Origin of the sequence: Halolactibacillus sp. JCM 19043, assembly GCF_001310395.1 — a bacterium.
Classification (GTDB): Bacteria; Bacillota; Bacilli; order Bacillales; family Amphibacillaceae; genus Halolactibacillus; species Halolactibacillus miurensis.
Window position 1 is genome coordinate 101,907 of the sequence record NZ_BAXD01000003.1, and the last position, 24,238, is coordinate 126,144.

Genomic DNA, 24,238 nt, shown 5'->3' on the forward strand with positions numbered 1-24,238 from the left:
ATCATGTGGTAGCATTTGATGATTTTTTTGAAATAACAATCACAGAAGATAAGCTAGCAGCTTATCTCACATTAAATGAGGGATGGCCTGAAGGGGAAATTGAAGCAGAAGCATTTAAACGGTGGTTAAAAGCCCAACATGTCAAAGCAGGATTGATAAATGCGTCACTGAACCGCCTTATCGAAAAAGATTCGGGCTTGTCGTTTCCTGTTTTACTTGCTGAGGGTAAAACAGCAGTCGATGGTGAGGATGGTACGATTCGTTTTCTAACAAAAGACTCAGATACTGTGAATATAGAAGAACGTGAAAGTTTTAGAGATATACATAAAATCCCGACGGTTGAAAAAGATGAAAAGATTGCTACGATCACGTTGCCTACGAAAGAACAGGATGGTTTTAAAGTTAATGGCAAAGTCATTCATGGAAGAAAAGGAAAAAACGTCAAATATACCGCAGGTGAAAATGTCTATTTTGATGATGAGACGTTGAGTTTTTATAGTAGTATCATCGGTAAGCCGAGTATTGGCCATACTAAAATCAGTGTTTTTAACACTTATGAGGTAAACGAAGACGTATCAATGAAAACAGGGAATATTAAGTTTGAAGGTTCAGTTTCAATTCGGGGTAACGTACCTGAAGGTTATTCGGTAGAAGCGACAGGTGATGTGTACGTTTATGGCCTCGTTGAAGCGAGCCAACTGACAGCGGGGGGATCTGTACATATTACTGAAGGTATTGTTGGTATGAAAAAAGGCATGATAGAAGCGGGTGTGGATGTTAACATCGGTTATATTAATCAAGCGACGGTGATTGCTGGTCAAAATATCAATGTGAATAACTCAATTCTGCATAGTGAATGTACGGCACAGTCCCACATATATTGTCAATCGGGCCATATTATTGGTGGAGTTTGTTCTGCAGGAGAATCGATTGAAGCCAAAGACATTGGCAATAAAATGGACACAAAAACAACCGTGGCTATCGCTGTCAACCAAAAATCAATGGAAATATTAAAGCAATTGGATTTAGCACGTGACACGTTACTCGAAGACGTAAAAAAGTTAAAAAAATTAGGTCAGGGTTTAGAGGCAAAAGCACAAGCAGGTGGTCTCAGTTCAAAAGAACGGATTTTGTTATTAAAACAGAAAAATACGTTACAGCTGACAGAAGATAAATTAATGAAAATTGAAGCTAAGAAAGCGACATTAACTGTTTCGATCGGAGAAGAAAATGAAGCGAGTCTATTAGCGAAAGGTACACTCTATCCAAACGTTGACCTTTGTTTCGGAAAATACCAAGAAACAACGAAAAAAGCGTATAAATATTCGCGCGCTTACTTAGAAGACGGTGAAATTATGATTACACCGATATCAAACCGAGGATCTTGAGAGAAAGGTAGGTAATGTCAATGGAATACCTCCTTATTTTACTAAGTTTTTTATTGCATATGGTGACGTTTATTGTTCTAAGACATTACTATCTAAAGCAACAATCGTATCAATCTGAGCAACATACATTCCAAGAAGAGAAAAAAGAACTTGAGCAACTGTTGATGTCGTATCTCATAGAAATGAAAGAAGAGAATGACCGGTTATTAGATGCATTTAACACTATGCAGAAACAAGACATAGAAAAGAACGCTTCATCAACTTCCGTGACGCATCATTTAGATGAAGATGAACAAATAAGCAAAGACCAAGCTGAAAAGTCAGTGTCTAAGGAACAGAGTTATACGCCACTCGTTGATGCGATAGAAGACCAGCCCGTTGCTTATCAAAAATCGTATCAAGCGGAGATTATTGAACGGTACGAGAAGGGTGAGACGCCTGAGCAAATTGCTAAAGCATTAAACCGAGGGAAAACGGAAGTGGCATTGATCATAAAATTTCACAAAAACTGAAGTGGAAGGCTTGCCTTCATGTATGAAATGTGATATATTAGTTCTCGGTGTTAAATACACACGCTAGTTGAAATGTAAAAGGGTGCTTAATTATTTTCATGTTTAAGTCTTTTATATTGAGGATGTTAGCGGAGGAAAATAAAAAACCTATTAGGAGGAAAAAAAACATGGCAGTTATTTCAATGAAACAACTACTTGAAGCTGGTGTACATTTCGGACACCAAACACGCCGTTGGAACCCAAAGATGAAGAAATATATCTTCACAGAGCGTAACGGCATCTACATTATCGATTTACAAAAAACAGTGAAGAAAGTGGAAGAAGCTTATAACTTCATTAAAGAAGTTGCTGAAAACGGTGGAACAGTTCTTTTCGTTGGTACGAAAAAACAAGCACAAGAATCAGTTAAAGAAGAAGCAATCCGCTCAGGTCAATACTTCATTAACCAACGTTGGTTAGGTGGTACATTGACTAACTTCGGTACAATCCGTAAGCGTATCACTCGTCTTAAAGACATCGAACGCATGGAAGAAGATGGCACATTTGATGTCCTTCCAAAGAAAGAAGTTGTAGGACTTCTTAAAGAAAAAGATCGTCTGGTTAAATTCTTAGGCGGTATTAAAGAAATGAAGAAAATTCCTGATGCTTTATTTATCGTTGACCCTCGTAAAGAGCGTATTGCGGTAGCTGAAGCTCACAAATTAAATATTCCGATTGTTGGTATCGTTGATACTAACTGTGACCCAGATGAGATTGATTATGTCATTCCAGCAAATGATGACGCAATCCGTGCGGTTAAATTACTTACTGGTAAAATGGCTGATGCTATTTTAGAAGTAAAACAAGGTGAAGAAGAAGCTGTTGAAGAAACAGTTGAAGAAGTAACTGAAGAAGTAGCTTCAGAAGAGTAAACGTTAACGGAGGTGATAAGAGGGTAACCTTTTATCACCTTTTTTAAAGCGACGTCTAAGCAACTTACATTCTAAGGAGGAATTTTACATGGCAGTAACAGCGAGTATGGTAAAAGAATTACGTGAAAAAACAGGCGCAGGTATGATGGACTGTAAAAAAGCACTTCAAGAAACTGATGGTGATATGGATCAAGCCATTGATTACCTACGCGAAAAAGGTATTTCAAAAGCGGCTAAAAAAGCTGATCGTATTGCAGCTGAAGGTTCAGCTTATACATTGACTGAAGGTAATACAGCGGTATTATTCGAAGTCAACTGTGAAACTGACTTCGTAACTAAAAATGATCAATTTAAAGCACTATTAAGTGAATTAGCTAAGCACTTACTTAGCCAAAAACCAGCGAACGTAGAAGAAGCGTTACAACAACCATTACACGGTGATGGCGAAACAGTTGAAACATTCATCAACAACAATATCGCTAAAATCGGTGAGAAACTTTCTCTTCGTCGCTTTATCATTGCTGAAAAAACTGATAACGATGCTTTTGGCGCTTACATCCATATGGGTGGTAACATTGGTGTCCTTACAGTTGTAGAAGGCACTACAGATGAAGCCTTCGCAAAAGATATTGCAATGCACATTGCTGCTGTCAATCCACGTTTTGTATCACGTGATGCAGTAGATGCTGAAACAGTTGAAAAAGAGCGTGAAGTTCTTAAGCAACAAGCTCTTAACGAAGGTAAACCAGAAAATATCGTTGAGAAAATGGTTGAAGGTCGCTTAGGCAAATTCTTCGAAGAAATTTGTCTATTAGAACAAAGTTTCGTTAAAGATCCGGATCAAAAAGTGAAGAAATTAGTCGCGGATAAAGGTGCATCAATTGTTGATTTCGCACGTTATGAAGTAGGCGAAGGCATGGAAAAACGTCAAGAAAACTTTGCTGAAGAAGTTATGAATCAAGTTAAAAAATAATGAGGTAAACATGTTTGAATTAAAAAGGGAGCACACCGTGTTCCCTTTTCTTTAGGAAAACTTTAAAAATATTTGTCTAGAATTAAAAGTTCATGTAAGATAGAATTAAATTCTACATAATGGAGGTAATTATGGTCGCAGCACGTTACAAACGCATTGTATTGAAATTAAGTGGAGAAGCATTAAGTGGTGAACAAGGGTATGGTCTGGAACCAAAAATTGTTCGATCGGTTGCTGAACAAGTAAAAGAAGTCGTCGACTTAGGTGTAGAAGTTGCCGTTGTTGTTGGTGGTGGAAACATTTGGCGCGGAAAAGTCGGTAGTGAAATGGGAATGGACCGTGCAAATGCTGACTATATGGGTATGTTGGCGACGGTTATGAATTCACTTGCTTTACAAGACAGCTTAGAAAACTGTGGAGTTGAAACGCGTGTTCAAACATCCATTGAAATGCGCCAAGTAGCTGAACCATACATTAGACGTCGGGCAATGCGCCATCTTGAGAAAAAACGCGTCGTTATTTTCGCTGCTGGTACAGGTAATCCATATTTTTCTACGGATACGACAGCGGCACTTCGTGCAGCAGAAATTGATGCAGAAGTCATTCTAATGGCAAAAAATAATGTTGATGGTGTTTATACCGCAGATCCGATGATCGATTCAACCGCAACAAAATATGATGAACTCACATACATGAAGATGTTAAATGATGGCTTAGGTGTGATGGATTCAACAGCGTCATCATTATGTATGGACAACGATATACCTCTATTAGTCTTTAATGTCACAGAAGAAGGTAATATTAAGCGGGCCGTTTCTGGTGAGGAAATTGGTACCATTATAAGGGGGAAATAAACCATGTCAGAACAAATTATTAAAGAGGCAAAAGGTAAAATGGAACAAACGATTGAGTCATACTCACGTAATTTAGCAACTGTTCGTGCTGGACGTGCGAACCCTGCCATTTTGAACAGCGTGTATGTTGATTATTACGGTGCACCAACACCACTGAACCAACTGTCAACGATTTCGGTTCCTGAAGCGCGTTTACTAATGATTACGCCATTTGATAAATCTTCTATTGGTGACATCGAAAAAGCTATTCAAAAAGCCGACTTAGGCCTTGCGCCTTCAAGTGATGGCAATGTTGTTCGTATTGCCATTCCTGCACTTACTGAAGAGCGTCGCAAAGAATTAGTAAAAGTGGTTGGTAAATTCGCTGAAGAAGCAAAAGTTCAAGTGCGAAATGTCCGTCGCGATGCTAATGATGGATTGAAAAAAGCTGAAAAAGGTGGCGACCTAACGGAAGATGATTTACGTGGCTACCAAGATGATGTACAAGAACTCACAGACACATACATTGCTAAAATTGATCTCTTAACGAAGGAAAAAGAAGCAGAAATTATGGAAGTTTGATGATGTGATTGAATAAAGAGGTGTAGCACAGCTGCTACACCTCTTTTCACTTGGTATCTTTTTAATCAATCACATTTTTGATGTTTTAGTCAAAGAATTTGAAAAAGACAACCAGCAAAAAAATACACCCATACATAAGAAAATAATTGAAACTAGTGAATATATATAGAATACATGATAAACTGTATGAAGAATCTTTAAAGTCTTCTTTTTGATTAATCAAAAGAGTGGTTAGGGTGAATAAATGAATGTCATGGTATAAACCAAAAAATATGTTAGGTCACTTATTAAATCGATCTGACAGCACAAAGGTATCTAAAGATAAGAGAAGTGATGCTTCAGAGGTTATTCCTCATCATGTTGCCATTATTATGGATGGTAATGGACGTTGGGCAAAAGATAAGGGGTTTCCGAGATTCAAAGGACATCAAGAAGGGATGGACAATGTAAAACGGATCGTAAAGGTTGCGAATCGTGAAGGAGTAAAAGTATTAACCATCTATGCTTTCTCAACAGAAAACTGGAAACGTCCGAAGGCAGAGGTTGATTTTTTGATGAAATTACCAACAATTTCTCAATCACTATTTACCAGAGTTAATTGAAGAAAATGTGAAAGTAACAATGATTGGATTCTTTGATCAATTACCGACACATACAAGAAAAGCGATGGATGAAGCGGTCGAACGAACGAAGTCAAATACAGGTCTTATCCTTAACATTGCTTTAAACTATGGTGGAAGGTTCGAAATTACAGAGGCTGTTAAACAGATTGCTGAAGAAGTACAAAATGGTAAGTTATCAGTAGCGTCTATTACCGAAGACGTTATTACTGAACATCTGTACACAAAAGCATTGCCTGATCCGGATTTATTAATTAGAACGAGTGGCGAAGTAAGGTTAAGTAATTTCCTGCTCTGGCAACTTGCCTATAGTGAGTTTTGGTTTAGTCCGGTCCACTGGCCTGCTTTTGATGAAGAAGAATTTCTGAAAGCATTGGGTGCCTATAGTCAGCGTAAACGTCGGTTTGGTGGATTAAACGAGAAAGAAGAGGATTGATATGAAAAAACGAATTATTACAGCGATTGTCGCCATTTTGCTGTTTTTCCCATTTGTTATATTTGGGGGATGGCCTTTTTACATAGTGATGCTGTTCATTTCATCGCTAGGGTTATACGAGTTATTTAATATGCGCGAGATGCATAAATATTTAGTGCCAACAATTTTCTCAATGGGGCTTCTATGGGTATTTTTACTACCGCAAATTGATTCGCTTATGCCATTAAAAAATGCGCAACAAGAAGTGCTGATTGGTTTAGTTATACTGTTATTAGGTTATACTGTGCTCGTTAAGAACAAGTTTACCTTTGAAGATGCTGGTTTTATGGTTATAACAGCTATTTACATCGGTTTAGGCTTTCATTACTTTATTGAGACACAACGCGTTGGATTAGAATATATTTTCTTTGCGATTATCGTGATTCTAGCCACAGATACAGGGGCATATTTTTCGGGTCGTATTTTTGGGAAACGAAAATTGTGGCCAGAGATTAGTCCCAATAAAACGATTGAAGGTGCCGTCGGCGGGATGTTGTTGGCGACGACGTTAGGTGTCGCCTTTCACTTAATATTCCCTGTCCATGAATCGATTATCATCGTCGGACTCGTCGCTTTACTCTCAAGTGCCGTTGGGCAAGTAGGGATTTAGTGGAATCGGCTTTCAAACGATATTATCACGTAAAAGATTCTGGTAAGTTATTGCCAGGACACGGTGGTATATTAGACCGTTTCGATAGCTGGTTATTTGTCTTTCCTTTTTTATATCTCATTCAATTTATCGGATGAAAAAGGCCATGTAAGTAAATAGATTGACATGAAGGGAGCAACTTGATTGAATACTGTCATTGCGTTTATATTAATGTTTGGTCTGCTTGTGTTTGTGCATGAGTTCGGCCATTTTATCGTTGCTAAAAAAACAGGTATGTTAGTAAGAGAATTCGCCATTGGTTTTGGTCCTAAAATATTCTCAATCAAAAAGAATGAGACGCTCTATACGATTCGCATTCTTCCAATGGGGGGATATGTCCGTGTCGCGGGTGAGGACCCAGAGATTATTGAATTAAAACCCGGTCAGCATATTGGCTTATTGTTTAATAAAGACAGAGACGTTTCGGATATTATCATCGATCACAAAGAAAAGTATCCGCTCGCCGAAGTGATTGAAGTAAGACAAGCGGATTTAACGCACGATTTATTCATCGAAGGAAGTATCGTAGGTGAAGAGGAAACGACCCGTTATACAGTAAGTGAAACGGCGGATTATGTGATGAATGAAACAAAAACACAAATCGCACCGTATCACCGCCAGTTTGGATCTAAATCAAAAACTAAACGAGCGCTACAATTATTCGCCGGTCCATTCATGAATTTCGTCTTAACGGCGGTGTTATTTTTCTTCTTAGCGGGATTGCAAGGCATTCCTGTAGAAGAAGCGCAAGTTGGTGACGTTTTACCTGATACACCTGCCAGTGAAGCGGGACTTATAGAAGGGGACGTCATTACAAATATTGATAATCAAACTATTAACACGTGGATGGAATTTCAAACCTATGTGGCTAGTCGTCCGAATGAATCGTTGTCACTAATAATTGAACGACATAATGATTCAATCGCACTTGAAATGGTTCCAGAGGCTTATCAAGTCGATGATCAAACGGTTGGGCGCATCGGTGTGATGCGCGGCGTAGAACGGTCATGGTTAAAAGCGATTCCTTATAGTTTGAATGAAACCTTTTACTGGTCGAAAATGATTATCACAAATGTCGCGATGCTCATCAGCGGTCAATTTACTGTCGATGCCTTGTCAGGTCCCGTGGGCATTTATGATTTTACCGACCAAGTCGTCCAATCTGGTTTTTATAGTTTCTTGACATGGACAGCGGCGCTTAGTGTCAACTTAGGGATCATTAACTTATTGCCATTACCCGCGCTTGATGGTGGGCGGTTATTATTTATCGGTATTGAAGCCGTTCGTGGTAAACCCATCTCCCAAGAAAAAGAAGGATTGGTGCACTTTATTGCTTCGCCTTACTGATGCTACTCATGATTATTGTTACATGGAATGATTTACAACGATTATTCTTTTAAGATTACGTTTAAGAAGGTGGAAGAGAAAATGAAACAAAGTCAAACATTGATACCAACATTAAAAGAAACACCAGCAGATGCTGATGTCATAAGTCATCAGTTACTCCTTAGAGCGGGATATATTCGTCAGAATTTCTCAGGCGTCTATACATTCCTCCCTCTTGGTAAGAAAGTTTTAAACTTAATAGAGAAAGTGATCAGAGAAGAAATGGATGCGATTGGTGGGAATGAAGTGCTTATGCCAGCACTTCAAGCAGCTGAGTTGTGGCAAGAGTCGGGCCGTTGGGATAAGATGGGGCCTGAACTGATGCGCTTAAACGATCGACATGATCGTGCGTTCGTGTTAGGGCCAACACATGAAGAAGTCGTCACAAGTATTGTGCGTGATGAAGTCAGAAGCTATAAACAATTGCCACTCACTCTGTATCAAATTCAGACGAAATTCCGTGACGAACGTCGTCCGCGATTTGGTTTGTTAAGAGGCCGTGAATTTATTATGAAAGATGCTTATTCTTTCCATTTAACAGATGAAAGTTTAGATGAGAGTTACCGTGCGATGTATGAAGCTATAGTCGTGTTTTCACCCGATTAGGTTTAAACTTTAGAGCAGTGATTGCCGACTCAGGTGCCATGGGTGGTAAAGATACGCATGAATTTATGGCTCTTTCAAAAGTCGGAGAAGATACGATTGCTTATTCTACGGAGTCAGATTATGCGGCGAATATTGAGATGGCAGAGGTATATGATGACTATGAGCCATCAACTGAAACACCACTGACTCTTGAAAAGATAGCAACACCGAATCAAAAAACGATGCAAGAAGTCGCAGACTTCTTAGGTCATGCACGTGAAAAAGGCTTAAAATCATTACTGTTTAAGGCAGATGAGAAATATGTGCTCGTTGTCACACGTGGGGATCATGATGTGAATGACATCAAATTAAAGCACGTCTTACAAGCGGAAAATGTCGAAATGGCTACTGAACGTGAGGCGCGTGAACAGTTAGGCGCTGATTTTGGCTCACTCGGACCGGTTGGTGTCCATGAAGACATTCAAGTCATTTGTGACTTAGCTGTGAAAAGTGTTGCCAACGCAACATGTGGGACAAATGAAGATGGTTACCACTATATTAATGTCAACCCGACACGCGATTTTGGTACGTTTACGTATGAAGACATTCGCTTTATCCAAGTAGGAGACAAGTCACCTGACGGTAAAGGTGTGATCGCCTTCGCAGAAGGTATCGAAATTGGTCAAGTCTTTAAGTTAGGGCAGTTTTATGCGAAAGAATTAGGGGCAGAAGTCTTAAATGACCAAGGTCGAAGTGAAACATTGACCATGGGTTGTTACGGTATTGGTGTCTCTCGTACACTTGCAGCTATTGTTGAACAACATCATGATGATGCAGGTATTGTTTGGCCGAAACAAGTGGCGCCATTTGATCTTCATCTTGTTGTCGTCAACAGTAAGAATGATGAACAAGCACAGCTTGGCGACACCTTATATGAACAATTAACGGATGCTGGTGTTGACGTGTTATACGACGATAGAAAAGAACGGGCAGGCGTGAAGTTTGCTGAAAGTGACTTGATTGGCTTACCTGTCCGTGTAACGGTCGGTAAAAAAGCAACAGAAGGTATTGTAGAAGTTAAAGAACGAACACGTGATGAAAAACAAGAGATGACGATCGAACAATTAATGGCCTATATCAAGACTATATAAGTAATCGAAGCCCTTGTTGAAGAACAAGGGTTTTCCGTTACAAACAGTGAGGAGGATTGTCATGAAAACATCGCCAACTGAAAAGATGACTATTTTATTAGAGCAACTACAGATTGAAGAAGCCGATCGCGCCTCTTATTTTACGGAAGCACAACTTTTAAAGCTGGATGTCTATAAGAAAAAGAAACAATGGGTGTTTCATTTTGAGTTACCACATGTGTTACCCATTCAAATGTTTAAGCAATTTCGGATGAAACTGCAGCAGACGTTTCAGTCAGTCGCGACCATTGATTTTACGATTCAATCACGTGAACAATCTGTTGATGGTGAATTGATGCAATATTATTGGCGTGACTTTCTAGAATCAAGTGCGGCACTCTCGCCGGCTTACCGTGATTGGATTGAACAACAGTTGCCAGTCGTAAAGAATCAAAAATTATATTTAAAAGCACGGAATGAAACAGAAAGTGTGGTTCTTAAAAATCGATTTAACGACTCATTCCGAAGCTACTGTCTAAAGTACGGCTTGCCGACATGGAAAGTCGAATGCGAAACAGAAGTGAAGACAGAAGATATTCAAAAGTTCCAAGAACAAAAAGCATTAGAAGATAAATTGATGGTCAAAAAAGCAATGGAAGATCAGCAAAAACAGCAAAAGGCAAAAGCTGACGATCCAAATAAGGATGAAGCTCTTGTCATTGGTTATCCAATCAAAGAAGAAGCCGTATCAATGGAATCAATCACTGAAGAAAATCGTCGTATTATCTTTGAAGGCTATGTGTTTGATGCTGAAATTAGAGAACTAAAATCAGGTCGTCATTTATTGATTGCCAAAATAACAGATTATACCGATTCCTTTAGTGTTAAAATGTTCTCCCGTGATGATCGAGATAAAGAACGGTTGGCTCGGGTGAAAAAAGGGATGTGGGTAAAAGTCAGAGGAACCATCCAGACCGATACTTTTAGCAATGAGTTAACGATGATGATGAATGATTTAAATGAAATAACAGTGGCGACACGAGAAGATACGTATCCAGAGGATGAGAAGCGGATCGAATTACATGCACATACGATGATGTCGCAAATGGATGCGGTACTCTCACCAGCACAGCTTGTGGAACAGGCAGCGAAGTGGGGCATAAAGCGATAGCCATTACTGATCATGCCGGGGCGCAAGGCTTTCCTGAAGCACACGGTAAAGCCCAGCAATTAGGTATTAAAATGTTATATGGGGTTGAAATCAATCTGGTCGATGATGGTGTCCCAATTGCATACCATGCGAAAGATATTGTTTTAGATGAGGCTACTTATGTTGTATTTGACGTTGAGACGACAGGTTTATCAGCGGTTTATGATACGATTATTGAACTGGCGGCGGTCAAAGTAAAAGACGGCGAAATCATTGAACGATTTGAACGATTCAGTAATCCACACCAGCCACTGTCTGAGACGATCATTAATCTCACAGGTATTACGGATGATATGTTAGTAGATGCGCCTGAAGTAGAAGAGGTTTTAAAAGAATTTAAAGACTTTATGGGTGATGATATTTTAGTCGCTCATAACGCTAGTTTGATATGGGTTTTATTAATCAAGGCTTTATTAAAGCGGGGTTACCAGAAGCAACTAATCCGGTGATTGATACGCTTGAACTTGGACGATTTATTTTACCACAACTCAAAAGTCACCGACTGAATGTGTTGTGTAAATATTATAATATTGAACTGACTCAGCATCACCGGGCCATTTATGATACGGAAGCAACGGCGTACTTATTATGGAAATTAATTAAAGAATCAGCGGAACGCGAGATTTATAATCATAACCAGTTTAATGACCATATGGGTGAGGGCAACAGTTATCAACGCGCAAGACCTTACCATGCCGTCCTACTCGCTCAAAACCAAGTAGGACTTAAAAACATGTTTAAGATTATTTCTATGGCACACATTGACTATTTCCATTATGTCCCCCGTGTCCCGCGTTCAAAGCTAACGCAATTGCGTGAAGGGATTTTGATTGGTTCAGCATGTGATAAGGGTGAAGTGTTTGAAACGATGATGCAAAAATCAAAGGAAGATGCCCTTCGTGTGGCAGAATTTTATGATTATATTGAAGTGCATCCACCCGCTAACTATTACCCACTCATTACCCGGGAACTTATTCAAAACGAGGCTCAACTGTACGATATTTTAAGAAACATCACCGAGCTAGCGGATGAGTTAGGTAAGCCGTGTGTAGCGACTGGGAATGTCCATCACATCGAAGAACGCGATAAGATTTACCGACAAATCTTGATTAAATCACAAAATGCCAATCCGCTCAGTCGTCAAACCTTACCAGATGCTTATTTCAGAACGACAGATGAGATGATGGAAGCTTTTCAATTTTTAGGTGAACAGAAGGCAAAAGAAATTGTTGTAACAAATACGCATAAAATCAGTGATCTCATTGAATATGTGACCCCGGTCAAAGATGATTTGTATACACCTAAAATTGAAGGAGCAGATCAAGAGATTCGTGATATGAGTTACCAGTTTGCGCATAACTTATATGGTGATGAGTTACCAGAACTTGTCGTCAACCGGATGGAAAAAGAGTTAAAGAGTATTATTGGACACGGGTTTGCGGTTATCTATTTGATTTCCCATAAACTCGTGAAAAAATCACTCGATGATGGTTACCTTGTTGGTTCCCGTGGGTCCGTTGGGTCGTCACTCATTGCAACCTTCACAGAAATAACGGAAGTAAACCCTTTACCGCCACATTACGTCTGTCCGAAGTGTCGACACCATCATTTCTTTACTAACGGAGAGTACGGGAGCGGTTTTGATTTACCAGATAAAGATTGTACAGAATGCGGCACACCTTATAAAAAAGATGGTCAAGATATTCCTTTTGAAACGTTCCTCGGTTTTAAAGGGGACAAGGTCCCTGATATTGATTTGAATTTTTCTGGTGCGTATCAACCGGTCGCTCACAACTATACAAAAGTACTCTTTGGTGAAGACAATGTTTACCGAGCAGGTACAATTGGGACCGTCGCAGAAAAGACGGCTTACGGTTATGTCAAAGGGTATGCTTCAGATAATGGCTTATTTATTAAAAATGCCGAAGTGGATCGCTTAGTTCAAGGATGTACTGGTGTTAAACGAACAACTGGTCAACACCCGGGTGGAATTATTGTTGTCCCTGATTACATGGATATTTACGATTTTTCACCAATTCAATACCCAGCCGATGACCGGAACTCAGAGTGGAAGACCACACACTTTGACTTCCATTCGATTCACGATAACTTATTAAAACTTGATATTCTCGGTCACGATGATCCGACAATGATCCGGATGCTGCAAGATTTATCAGGTATTGACCCGCAAGAGATCCCAACCGATGATGATGAAGTGATGAAAATCTTCGGTTCACCAGATGTTTTAGGTGTGACGCCGGAACAGATTATGTGTGAAACTGGGACGTTAGGGGTACCTGAATTTGGGACCAAGTTCGTTCGTCAAATGTTAGAAGATACAAAACCGAGTACGTTTGCTGAATTAGTCATTATATCAGGACTCTCTCACGGGACAGATGTATGGCTCGGTAATGCCCAGGAACTAATCAATAAAGGTATTTGCCAATTACCTGAGGTGATTGGTTGTCGTGATGATATTATGGTCTATCTGATGCATAAAGGACTTGACGCGTCACTAGCCTTTACCATTATGGAATCGGTGCGTAAAGGGAAAGGGGTTAAGGATGAATGGGTCGTGGAAATGAAGAAAAATGATGTCCCTGATTGGTATATTGATTCCTGTCGTAAGATTAAATATATGTTCCCTAAAGCGCACGCCTCAGCCTATGTATTAATGGCGATTCGTATTGCCTACTTCAAAGTGCATCACCCGATTCTGTTTTACGCGGCGTACTTTACTGTTCGTGCGAGTGACTTTGAAATTGATACGATGATCAAAGGTGAAACGGCGATTCGTAATCGAATCAAAGACATCTATCAAAAAGGAAACGATGCTCAGCCGAAAGAGAAGAGTTTAGTTGTCGTTTTGGAGTTAGCACTTGAAATGAATATGCGTGGTTTCCACTTCAAAAAAGTAGATTTATATAAATCAAGTGCAACAGATTTCATCGTTGACGGAGACGGGTTACTGCCACCATTTAATGCGATTGATGGTTTAGGGACGAATGCGCTCTTAACATTGTGAAAGCACGTGAAGATGGTGAATTCTTATCTAAAGAAGATTTACGAGAACGAAGCCGTATTTCTAAAACAGTGCTAGAATATTTAGACCAACAAGGTTGTTTAAATGGGATGGAAGAAAAAAATCAACTATCACTTTTCTAAACCTTCCCTTTCTTTACAACTTCACAACTTGAATTCAATAGAAAGTTGTGCTATGATTGGTTTAGATTTTAATGGTCGTGAACGAAGAGTGCCTGGCACTTTTCACTGCTTTATGGTCATGTAGCTAAATGTTGTACACGTCAATCCCTTGTCTTACGGCAAGGGATTTAACATTGTAAAAATACTCGTGATGAATTGACAGATGTACCATTTTGAAGGAGGCGAAACAAGTGAGTGTAACAGAAATAACCCAAAACTTAGTAGAACCCATTTTAGCTGATTTAGGTTTAGAACTCGTTGATATTGAATACGTTAAAGAAGGTAAAAGTTTTTATTTGCGCGTGTTTATTGACAAAGAAGGCGGCGTAGATATTGAAGAATGTGGCCTTGTCTCTGAACGTTTAAGTGAATCTCTTGATGAAGATGATCCAATCAAAGATCCTTATTATTTAGAAGTGTCATCACCAGGAGCTGAACGTCCGCTAAAAAAACGTGAAGATTTTCAAAAATTCATGCACCATCATGTCTACTTAAAGTTTTATGAACCGATCAGTGGTTTTAAAGCGATTGAGGGAGACCTTGTTGGTTTATCTGAAGATGATATCGTCACGATTGAATACAAGGATAAAACCCGTAAAAAAACATTAGACGTACCGTATAAGAAAATAGCAAAAGCTCGATTAGCGGTATCATTTAACTAAAGGAGGAAACAACGTGAGTAAAGAGCTATTTGATGCCCTAAATTATTTAAGTAAAGAAAAAGGCATTGATAAAGATTTGTTAATGGAGGCGTTAGAAGCGGCCTCATTTCTGCATATAAAAAGAATTTTAAATCAGCAAGTAATGTTCGGGTAGCGTTAGATGAAAACACAGGAAAGATGCAAGTGTTCTCTCGTAAAGAAATCGTAGAGGAAGTATTGGACCCTCAAGAAGAGATTTCCATTGACAAAGCAAAAGAAATTGACCCATCATACGAAGTTGAAGATGTTGTCGAAGTTGAAGTGACGCCACGTGATTTCGGCCGAATTGCCGCACAAGCAGCCAAACAAGTCGTGACCCAACGCGTCCGCGAAGCGGAGCGTAGTGTGATTTTCAGTGAATACCAAGAGCGTGAAGATGACATTATGAATGGGATTATTCAGCGGGTCGATCCACGCTTTGTCTATATTGACTTAGGAAAAGTGGAGGCGAAATTAGCTGAATCTGAGCGGATGACAACCGAATCGTATCGTGTGCATGACCGCATCAAAGTCTATGTGACAAAAGTAGAGAATACAAATAAAGGTCCGCAAGTCTATGTGTCACGCACACATCCGGGTCTGTTAAAACGTTTGTTTGAAACAGAAGTACCAGAAATTTATGATGGGACCGTTGAGATTAAATCAGTCGCACGTGAGGCGGGCGATCGCTCGAAGATTTCTGTCTATGCTGCTGATGAAGACATTGATCCTGTCGGTTCATGTGTTGGACAGCGTGGACAACGTGTTCAAACAGTGGTTGATGAGTTAAAAGGTGAAAAAATAGATATCGTAGAATACTCAGATGATCCTGTTAAATATGTTTCTAATGCTCTCAGTCCATCTAAAGTGACAAAAGTCATCGTTGATGAAGATAATAAAGCAACGACCGTCATTGTCCCTGATAATCAATTGTCATTAGCTATCGGTAAACGTGGACAAAATGCACGTCTGGCGGCGAAATTAACCGGTTGGAAAATTGATATTAAGAGTGAATCAGATGCAAAAGAACTGGGTATTGTTGCAGAAGAAGACTTAAAAGTCATCGAAACAAACGAAGAACATAGCCCATTATTTGAAGACATGGACGATTTATTTAATTAGGAGGTGTTTTAAGATGCCAAAGAAGAATAGAAAGACACCACTAAGAAAATGTCTCGTCTCGCAAGAGATGTATGAAAAAGATCAATTGATTCGGATCGTTAAAACAAAAGAGGGCGACATCTTCGTTGACCCGTCTGGAAAGAAAAATGGTCGGGGATATTATGTCGCAAATGATTTAGCTGTTATTGAAAAGGCGGAAAAAAATCATGTTCTTGAACGTCATTTACAAACGAATGACCTTCAATCTATATATAATGCATTAAAAAAAGTAGTAAATGGTGAAACCATTGAGTAATGATCAGAAAATCTTAAATTTATTAGGCCTAGCTACACGTGCACGCGCGATTGTTTTTGGTGAAGATCAGATCTTAAAAGTGATTCGGTCAAAAGAAGCAAAGCTCGTGTTGCTTGCATCGGATATCGGTACAAATACTAAAAAGAGTTTGACAGACAAGTCACATCATTATGGTATACCGTGTGTCACATTTGTTGAAGAAGCTTTGCTCTCTCAAGCAGTAGGCAAATCACGACGAGTGGCTGTGGCCATAACCGATCAAGGTTTTGCGAAAAAGATAGTATCATTGCTCGATTAGAAAACTCGGAGGTGACTGTATGGCTAAAGTAAGAGTCTATGAATATGCCAAAATGCACGAATTATCAAGTAAAGATGTTGTCAATACATTGAAAGAATTAGGAAGTGACGTCACAAATCACATGTCAACGATGACAGATGATGAAGTAGAGTTACTCAATCAGCATTATGCTGTATCAGGAGACGTAGCTGAAACTGTTGAAGAAGATGACAATGCGTTAACGTATTCGGGTACTTTAAATGTCACTGAACTTGGTGAATTGCTCGGCAAACCGGCCAATGACATTATTAAAAAGTTAATGTTTGCAGGTGTCATGGCAAATAAGAACCAAGATTTAGATGAAGATACCATTGAACTTATCGCAGGTGAATATGGTATGGCCGTTAAAAAAGAAGTAGAAGTTGAAAAAACAGACTTAACACAATATATTGAAATTGATGATGAGAAGGATCTTAAAGAACGCCCACCCGTTGTCACAATTATGGGACACGTTGATCATGGTAAAACAACTTTACTAGATTCTATCCGTAACACGCGTGTGACAGCTGGTGAAGCAGGTGGTATTACCCAGCATATTGGGGCGTATCAAATCCGTACCGATGCGGGTAAAAAAATCACGTTCCTTGATACACCAGGTCACGCGGCTTTTACAAGCATGCGTTCACGCGGGGCTCAAGTAACAGATATTGCTATTCTAGTCGTAGCAGCTGATGATGGGGTTATGCCTCAAACAGTTGAAGCGATTAATCACGCTAAAGCGGCAGAAGTGCCAATTATTGTGGCTGTGAATAAAATGGATAAAGAAGCGGCTAATCCTGACCGTGTGATGCAAGAACTCACAGAATATGAACTCATTTCCGAAGACTGGGGTGGGGATACGATTTTCGTACCGATGTCAGCTCTTCAAGGCGAAGGTATTGAAGAATTACTAGAGATGATTCTACTTGTTGCAGAAGTAGAAGAATTAAAAGCCAATGCCAATCGTCGTGCCAACGGTACAGTTATTGAAGCAGAACTTGATAAAGGCCGCGGTGCTGTCGCATCCCTTCTCGTTCAAAACGGGACGTTACGCGTCGGTGATCCAATTGTCGTTGGTAACACCTTTGGTCGCGTGAGAGCCATGGTGAATGATTTAGGTAAACGGATTAAGAAAGCTGGCCCTTCAACACCTGTTGAAATTACAGGTTTAAGTAATGTTCCTCAAGCAGGCGATCGGTTTGTTGTATTTGAAGATGAAAAAACAGCGCGTCAAATTGGTGAATTGCGTCAACAAAAACAATTAGAAGAACGTCGCGGCGAACAATCAAAAGTAAGTCTTGAAGACTTATTTGAAAAGATTAAGCAAGGGGATATTAAAGACTTAAATATCATCCTTAAAGCCGATGTTCAAGGTTCAGCTGAAGCTCTTGCGGCATCGCTGAAGAAAATTGATGTTGAAGGTGTGAAGATTAATATTATTCACACGGGTGCTGGTGCCATTACGGAATCAGATATCATTTTAGCATCAGCTTCAAATGCGATTGTGATTGGATTTAACGTGCGCCCAGATAATAATGCGAAAAAAGCAGCCGATACTGAGAATGTTGATGTGCGCTTACACCGTATTATTTATAAAGCGATTGAAGAAATTGAACAAGCGATGAAAGGGATGCTTGATCCTGAGTTCGAAGAAAAAGTTATTGGTCAAGCGGAAGTACGTGAAACGTTCAAAGTGTCTAAAATCGGTACGATTGCTGGAAGTTATGTCATAGAAGGCAAAATCACACGTGATGCAGGTGTACGAGTCATTCGTGATGGTGTGGTTGTTTTTGAAGGAGAAATTGATACACTGAAACGTTTTAAAGATGATGTCAAAGAAGTTGCCACAAACTATGAGTGTGGGATTACGCTGAAGAACTTCCATGATATTAAAGAAGGCGACGTATTTGAGTGCTTCGTGATGGAAGAAATTAAGCGCTAATGCTACTTTATGTTGAAGTGGATTGTAAAATTTATGATGCCCATTCATTAAAAGAAAAGCGTCATGTGTTAAAACGTATTCTGCATCAACTAAGAGGACTAAATATCAGTGTCAGTGAATTAGATCATCAAGACCTCTGGCAACGAACGATGCTAGGTCTTGTCACTGTCGCTAATGCTCGCGTGCCATGTGAGCGGGTGATAGATCAAGCCATTCAATTACTTGATCAAAACCTGCGCATAGAATGTTTAAATATTGACCGTGAGTGGTATGACTAAAGAGAAAGATATTTGAAAGTTAGAGGTGACTTTATATGAGTCAACTGCGTGCAAATCGTGTAGCAGAGCAAATGAAAAAAGAGTTAGGCGATATTCTTAATCGCAAAATTAAAGATCCACGTGTTGGTTTTGTTACGATTACTGATGTTGAAGTAACGGGTGATCTACAACAAGCAACGGTGTATCTGACGATTCTAGGTAGTGAAGATGAGAAAGAGGCGACACTGACTGGACTAACAAAAGCCAAAGGCTTTATTCGTTCAGAAATTGGTCACCGGATTCGGTTGAGAAAAACACCTGAACTCTTCTTCGAAATCGATCATACGATCGAGACGGGTAATCGAATTGAAAAGCTTATTCGAGACTTACACGAATCAAATGATTAAGATAGCTTAAACTAGAACCCTTGTGCTACAATAGACAAGGGTTTTCCTTTGTTTTTTACACTAAGGAGTGTTGGAAAATGACAGATGGTATTGTGAATTTAGATAAACCTATTGGCTTTACGAGTCATGATTGTGTGATGAAGTTACGCCGGATTTTTAATACAAAGAAAGTCGGACATACAGGGACACTTGATCCTGATGTGCGCGGTGTGTTACCAATCTGTATCGGCGAGGCGACCAAAGTGGTGCCTTATTTAACAGATACGGATAAAACGTATCAAGCTGAAATAACGTTAGGTGTTTCAACAACAACAGAAGACCAGACAGGTGAAGTGTTAGAGACACAGCCTGTTTTGAAGCCTTTTGAAGAAGTCGAAGTACGGAAAGTGTTACGACAATTTTTAGGTGAGACAACGCAAATAACCCCGCTCTATTCTGCGGTGAAAGTAAACGGTAAAAAATTATATGAGTATGCTAGACAGGGGATGCCGGTTGAACGACCGACACGTCAGATTCATGTTAAAGAACTGACACTAGCACCTGGTTCTATACGAATAGAGGGTGACGTGGCTCGGTTTTCATTTGAAGCTACCGTTTCAAAGGGGACGTATATTCGAACATTATGCGTTGATATTGGCAAGGCGTTAGGTTATCCGGCGCATATGTCACACCTTATTCGCACACGTTCTGCTGCGTTTACATTAAAAGAAGCGGTAACATTAGATGAACTTGAACAATTAAAAGAACAACAAGCCCTACATACCATTTTGCACCCATTACAAACAGGACTCGCGCATTTACCTGTGTGGGAAGTAGATGAAAAGACAAAAATAAAGATTGGTTTTGGTCAAAAGCTCAAACGTCCAGAAGGCTTTTTAGCGGATACACCTTATCGGATGGAACATAATGGTGAGTTGTTAGCCATTTATCAAACCCATCCGAATGATCAAACAGTCATCAAGTCTTTGCGCGGGTTTAATCTGTAGAGGAGAGTTTTTATGGAAGTGATAAGATTATCAACAGAAACGCAAGATAAACCACAGACACCCGCTGTATTAGCCATCGGTTTTTTTGATGGCGTGCATTTAGGGCATCAACGGGTTATTCAAGAAGCGAAACAAATTGCCACAGATAAACAATTAGCATTAGCGGTTATGACCTTTACACCGCACCCTAAAGAGGTATTAATGAAACAACCTGGGGCAGTCGAATATTTAACAACGATGGAACAGAAGATTGTGATTTTTGATGAATGTGGTGTGGATTTCTTATATGTGGTTGAATTTACGAAAGAATTAGCTAAGTTAAAACCGAAAGTATTTATCGATCGGTTCATTATTGATTTGAATGTCAAACATTTAGTGAGTGGATTTGACTTTAGTTATGGACATAAAGGAAGAGGAAACGTCCACACCCTTGTCGATGATGCTGAAGGTCATTTTTCTGTGACCATTGTTGAGAAGTTTACGGATCAGACAGAAAAAGTCTCATCTACCCGCATTCGGGAATTATTAAAAGCTGGGCGTGTTGATGAAGCGCAAAACTTACTTACTCGTCCCTTAAAAACGAGAGGGACCGTTGTCCATGGCCATAAAAGAGGGCGGACGATTGGCTATCCAACGGCTAACTTAGCGTCTATGAGTCACAAGCGCTTCCTAAGACAGGGGTCTATTATGTTACCGCCTTGATTGACGGTAAACAGGTCGATGGTATGGCTAACTTAGGCTACAATCCAACTTTTGAAGATTCAAAAGAACAAGTGAAGTTAGAAGTGCACTTCTTAGATTATGCAGGAGATTTATACGGTAAAACAGTTGAAATAGAATGGCAACAATACGTAAGAGAAGAATTAAAATTTGACGGGATTGATTCACTCGTTGCTCAAATTGAGCAAGACGAACAAACAATCCGACAAATAATTTTAAAAAATAAGAGCTAACACTTGCATTTTTCGTTGAAAAAGGTTAATCTAGTAAACGGAAACCATCCGCTTGGCAACACGATAACTCCAACGTTTGCTAGGGGATAGGGGTTTTTAATAAGAAACAATAGGAGGTGAACAGGATGGCAATCACACAAGAACGTAAAAATGAACTTATTAACGAGTTCAAAACACACGAAAACGATACGGGATCTCCAGAGGTTCAAATCGCTGTCCTAACTGCAGAAATCAATAGCTTAAACGATCACTTACGTACACACAAAAAGGATCACCACTCACGTCGTGGACTATTGAAAATGGTTGGGAAACGTCGTAACTTATTAACTTATCTACGTAACAAAGACGTTACACGTTACCGTCAACTAATTGAAAAATTAGGTTTACGTCGATAGAAGCAAAAAGCGGGAATTTTTCCCGCTTTTTCTATAGGTATAAAAAACTTAGCCACTACCCAGTTTAATACATAACAACCCTTGCGCTCGATTCTGATCAAAGATTATAGTGGACTGTAATTTTTGATCAGGATGGAGCAAGTTGAAAACCAGATGCAATAGGATTGTTCATTAACCCCGGTGAGTGGTCATACTTAATAAAAGAGAGGGTTTTTATATGTCAAACAAACAAGTATTCAAAACAGAAATCGCTGGCAAACCATTTATCGTTGAAGTGGGTGAATTAGCCAAACAAGCCAATGGCGCTTGTATGGTACACTACGGTGACACATCAGTATTAGCAACAGCAACAGGTTCTAAGGAACCAAAAGACCTACCATTCTTCCCGTTAACGGTGAACTATGAAGAACGTTTATACGCAGTAGGTAAAATTCCAGGTGGATTCATTAAACGTGAAGGTCGTCCAAGTGAACGTGCGATTTTAACATCACGCTTGATTGACCGTCCAATTCGTCCACTCTTCCCAGATGGCTACCGTAACGATGTTCAAGTCATTAGTATGGTGATGAGTGTGGACCAAGATGCTCCTTCAGATATTGCCGCAATGATCGGTTCATCTGTTGCTTTAGGCGTCTCTGACATTCCATTTGACGGACCAATTGCCGGTGTGATTGTTGGCCGTGTCGATGGTGAGTTTGTCATCAACCCAACGGTTGAACAACGCGAAAAAAGTGACATTGATTTAACAGTTGCTGGTACGAAAGAGGCCATCAACATGGTTGAAGCTGGCGCAGATGAAGTGCCGGAAGAAGTGATGCTAGAAGCCATCATGTTCGGTCATGAAGAAATCAAACGTCTTGTCGCTTTCCAAGAAGACATCTACGCCGCAATGGGTAAAGAAAAAATGGACGTTAAGTTATTTAATTTAGATGAAGTACTTCTTGCTGAATTAAACGAAACCGCGCGCCCTAAATTAAATGAAGCGATTCAGGTCATGGAAAAACATGCGCGTGAAGAAGCGATTCAAGCTGTGAAAACTGAGATTGTTGAATCTTTTGAAGCGAATGATGCTGATGAAGAGACGATTAAAAAAGTCAAAGATATTTTAGATAAAATGGTAAAAGACGAAGTTCGTCGATTGATTACGCAAGAAAAAATCCGTCCAGATGGTCGTCGTCCGGAAGAAATCCGTCCGTTAACGTCACGGGTTAATCTCTTACCACGTACACACGGTTCTGGTTTGTTTACACGTGGTCAAACCCAAGCTTTAAGTGTGTGTACGCTAGGTGCGTTAGGTGATGTGCAAATTCTTGATGGATTAGACTTAGAAGAATCTAAACGTTTTATGCACCACTATAATTTCCCATCATTTAGTGTTGGGGAAACAGGCCCGATCCGTGGACCAGGTCGTCGTGAAATTGGTCACGGGGCACTAGGTGAACGTGCATTAGAAAAAGTCATTCCTGCTGAAGAAGACTTCCCATACACGATTCGTTTAGTATCAGAAGTACTTGAATCGAATGGTTCAACATCACAAGCATCAATCTGTGCTTCAACACTTGCTATGATGGATGCGGGTGTCCCAATTAAAGCACCAGTTGCTGGTATTGCGATGGGTCTTGTGAAACAAGGTGACGATTACACTGTACTCAGTGATATTCAAGGGATGGAAGATTTCCTAGGCGATATGGACTTTAAAGTAGCGGGTACGGCTAAAGGTGTAACCGCGCTTCAAATGGACATTAAGATTGATGGTTTAAGCGGTGACATCTTAAAAGAAGCGTTAGAGCAAGCTAAAATCGGTCGGATGCATATTCTTTCACATATGTTAGAAGTCATCAATGAGCCGAAATCAGAGCTATCTGAGTATGCGCCTAAGATTATGACGATGTATATTAAACCTGAAAAGATACGTGATGTGATTGGACCAAGTGGTAAGCAAATCAATCAAATCATTGATGAAACTGGCGTAAAAATTGATATCGAACAAGATGGTAAAGTCTTTATCGCTTCAACAGATCAAGCGATGAATGAAAAAGCTAAAAAGTTAATTGAAGATATCGTACGTGAAGTTGAAGTCGGTGAAATGTATCTTGCGACCGTTAAACGTATAGAGAAATTCGGCGCTTTTGCTGAAATTTTCAAAGGTAAAGATGGTTTGATTCACATTTCTGAATTGCAAATTGAACGAACAAACAATGTAGAAGATGTTGTAAAAGAAGGCGACCAAATCATGGTTAAAGTGAAAGAAATCGATCGTCAAGGCCGTGTGAACTTATCACGTAAAGCTGTGCTTCTTGAAGAACAAGAAAAAAACAATAAATAATACTGTGTCAATCAGTGAATAGAAAAAAGAAGCCTTTGGGCTTCTTTTTTTTAGACTAATATTCTGTAAAGTTGTTTGAATTAACGTTCGTTGTCATCACA

The 24,238-nt window shown here is 39.6% G+C and carries 15 protein-coding genes and 7 pseudogenes; all 22 read left to right on the forward strand.

What is annotated here, in order from left to right; translation table 11 throughout:
- Window positions 1-5: 5 nt before the first annotated feature.
- The 22 genes and pseudogenes from JCM19043_RS03310 (at window position 6) to pnp (ending at window position 24,137) form a co-directional block, all read left to right on the forward strand.
- Window positions 6-1,388, forward strand: coding sequence for a DUF342 domain-containing protein (locus tag JCM19043_RS03310; protein ID WP_062319965.1), 1,383 nt, complete (start codon window positions 6-8; stop codon window positions 1,386-1,388).
- A 14-nt stretch (window positions 1,389-1,402) separates the two neighbouring features.
- On the forward strand, window positions 1,403-1,900 hold the full coding sequence (locus JCM19043_RS03315; RefSeq protein WP_143103135.1) for a hypothetical protein: 498 nt from the start codon (window positions 1,403-1,405) through the stop codon (window positions 1,898-1,900).
- A 167-nt stretch (window positions 1,901-2,067) separates the two neighbouring features.
- The gene (gene rpsB / locus JCM19043_RS03320) at window positions 2,068-2,811 is read left to right on the forward strand and encodes a 30S ribosomal protein S2 (protein ID WP_062319969.1); all 744 of its coding nucleotides are present in this window, start codon (window positions 2,068-2,070) and stop codon (window positions 2,809-2,811) included.
- Window positions 2,812-2,899: 88 nt separating this feature from the next.
- Entirely contained in the window at window positions 2,900-3,784 is an 885-nt protein-coding gene (gene tsf / locus JCM19043_RS03325; RefSeq protein ID WP_062319971.1) for a translation elongation factor Ts, read from the forward strand.
- A 131-nt stretch (window positions 3,785-3,915) separates the two neighbouring features.
- A complete protein-coding gene (pyrH, locus tag JCM19043_RS03330; RefSeq protein WP_062319973.1) occupies window positions 3,916-4,638 on the forward strand; it encodes a UMP kinase in 723 nt (240 codons plus the stop codon).
- Between the two features lie 3 nt (window positions 4,639-4,641).
- On the forward strand, window positions 4,642-5,199 hold the full coding sequence (frr, locus tag JCM19043_RS03335; RefSeq protein WP_062319976.1) for a ribosome recycling factor: 558 nt from the start codon (window positions 4,642-4,644) through the stop codon (window positions 5,197-5,199).
- 272 nt (window positions 5,200-5,471) lie between these two features.
- Window positions 5,472-6,255 (forward strand): annotated as a pseudogene (locus JCM19043_RS03340) (isoprenyl transferase).
- Window position 6,256: 1 nt separating this feature from the next.
- Window positions 6,257-7,041: pseudogene (locus JCM19043_RS03345) on the forward strand (phosphatidate cytidylyltransferase).
- 46 nt (window positions 7,042-7,087) lie between these two features.
- Window positions 7,088-8,343 (forward strand): annotated as a pseudogene (gene rseP, locus JCM19043_RS03350) (RIP metalloprotease RseP).
- 28 nt (window positions 8,344-8,371) lie between these two features.
- Window positions 8,372-10,065: pseudogene (locus tag JCM19043_RS03355) on the forward strand (proline--tRNA ligase).
- A 61-nt stretch (window positions 10,066-10,126) separates the two neighbouring features.
- Window positions 10,127-14,419 (forward strand): annotated as a pseudogene (locus JCM19043_RS03360) (PolC-type DNA polymerase III).
- A gap of 230 nt (window positions 14,420-14,649) precedes the next feature.
- Window positions 14,650-15,120: a ribosome maturation factor RimP gene (gene rimP, locus JCM19043_RS03365; protein WP_062319977.1), complete on the forward strand. Its 471-nt coding sequence runs from the start codon at window positions 14,650-14,652 to the stop codon at window positions 15,118-15,120.
- Window positions 15,121-15,133: 13 nt separating this feature from the next.
- Window positions 15,134-16,260, forward strand: a pseudogene (gene nusA, locus JCM19043_RS03370) (transcription termination factor NusA).
- A gap of 13 nt (window positions 16,261-16,273) precedes the next feature.
- Window positions 16,274-16,555: an RNase P modulator RnpM gene (gene rnpM / locus JCM19043_RS03375; RefSeq protein ID WP_062319979.1), complete on the forward strand. Its 282-nt coding sequence runs from the start codon at window positions 16,274-16,276 to the stop codon at window positions 16,553-16,555.
- Window positions 16,536-16,853, forward strand: coding sequence for a ribosomal L7Ae/L30e/S12e/Gadd45 family protein (locus JCM19043_RS03380; protein ID WP_062319981.1), 318 nt, complete (start codon window positions 16,536-16,538; stop codon window positions 16,851-16,853). The genes rnpM and JCM19043_RS03380 overlap by 20 nt, the downstream gene beginning before the upstream one ends.
- Before the next feature lie 19 nt (window positions 16,854-16,872).
- Window positions 16,873-18,813, forward strand: coding sequence for a translation initiation factor IF-2 (gene infB, locus JCM19043_RS03385; protein ID WP_062319983.1), 1,941 nt, complete (start codon window positions 16,873-16,875; stop codon window positions 18,811-18,813).
- Window positions 18,813-19,091: a DUF503 domain-containing protein gene (locus tag JCM19043_RS03390; protein WP_062319985.1), complete on the forward strand. Its 279-nt coding sequence runs from the start codon at window positions 18,813-18,815 to the stop codon at window positions 19,089-19,091. Before infB ends, JCM19043_RS03390 begins: the two co-directional genes overlap by 1 nt.
- Before the next feature lie 35 nt (window positions 19,092-19,126).
- Window positions 19,127-19,477, forward strand: coding sequence for a 30S ribosome-binding factor RbfA (gene rbfA, locus JCM19043_RS03395; RefSeq protein WP_062319988.1), 351 nt, complete (start codon window positions 19,127-19,129; stop codon window positions 19,475-19,477).
- A 77-nt stretch (window positions 19,478-19,554) separates the two neighbouring features.
- A complete protein-coding gene (truB, locus tag JCM19043_RS03400; RefSeq protein ID WP_062319989.1) occupies window positions 19,555-20,463 on the forward strand; it encodes a tRNA pseudouridine(55) synthase TruB in 909 nt (302 codons plus the stop codon).
- A gap of 12 nt (window positions 20,464-20,475) precedes the next feature.
- Window positions 20,476-21,416 (forward strand): annotated as a pseudogene (locus JCM19043_RS03405) (bifunctional riboflavin kinase/FAD synthetase).
- A gap of 125 nt (window positions 21,417-21,541) precedes the next feature.
- Window positions 21,542-21,811, forward strand: a complete 270-nt coding sequence (gene rpsO / locus JCM19043_RS03410; RefSeq protein WP_062319991.1) for a 30S ribosomal protein S15 — start codon at window positions 21,542-21,544, stop codon at window positions 21,809-21,811.
- 217 nt (window positions 21,812-22,028) lie between these two features.
- Window positions 22,029-24,137, forward strand: coding sequence for a polyribonucleotide nucleotidyltransferase (pnp, locus tag JCM19043_RS03415; RefSeq protein ID WP_062319993.1), 2,109 nt, complete (start codon window positions 22,029-22,031; stop codon window positions 24,135-24,137).
- Window positions 24,138-24,238 lie beyond the last annotated feature (101 nt).

Excerpts from the sequence above, each read along its gene's own strand:
- JCM19043_RS03315 (WP_143103135.1), top strand. The coding sequence starts at position 1,403 with ATGTCAATGGAATACCTCCTTATTTTACTAAGTTTTTTATTGCATATG.
- rpsB (WP_062319969.1), top strand. The coding sequence starts at position 2,068 with ATGGCAGTTATTTCAATGAAACAACTACTTGAAGCTGGTGTACATTTC.
- tsf (WP_062319971.1), top strand. The coding sequence starts at position 2,900 with ATGGCAGTAACAGCGAGTATGGTAAAAGAATTACGTGAAAAAACAGGC.
- pyrH (WP_062319973.1), top strand. The coding sequence starts at position 3,916 with ATGGTCGCAGCACGTTACAAACGCATTGTATTGAAATTAAGTGGAGAA.
- frr (WP_062319976.1), top strand. The coding sequence starts at position 4,642 with ATGTCAGAACAAATTATTAAAGAGGCAAAAGGTAAAATGGAACAAACG.
- rnpM (WP_062319979.1), top strand. The coding sequence starts at position 16,274 with ATGCCAAAGAAGAATAGAAAGACACCACTAAGAAAATGTCTCGTCTCG.
- JCM19043_RS03380 (WP_062319981.1), top strand. The coding sequence starts at position 16,536 with ATGGTGAAACCATTGAGTAATGATCAGAAAATCTTAAATTTATTAGGC.
- infB (WP_062319983.1), top strand. The coding sequence starts at position 16,873 with ATGGCTAAAGTAAGAGTCTATGAATATGCCAAAATGCACGAATTATCA.
- JCM19043_RS03390 (WP_062319985.1), top strand. The coding sequence starts at position 18,813 with ATGCTACTTTATGTTGAAGTGGATTGTAAAATTTATGATGCCCATTCA.
- rbfA (WP_062319988.1), top strand. The coding sequence starts at position 19,127 with ATGAGTCAACTGCGTGCAAATCGTGTAGCAGAGCAAATGAAAAAAGAG.
- truB (WP_062319989.1), top strand. The coding sequence starts at position 19,555 with ATGACAGATGGTATTGTGAATTTAGATAAACCTATTGGCTTTACGAGT.
- rpsO (WP_062319991.1), top strand. The coding sequence starts at position 21,542 with ATGGCAATCACACAAGAACGTAAAAATGAACTTATTAACGAGTTCAAA.
- pnp (WP_062319993.1), top strand. The coding sequence starts at position 22,029 with ATGTCAAACAAACAAGTATTCAAAACAGAAATCGCTGGCAAACCATTT.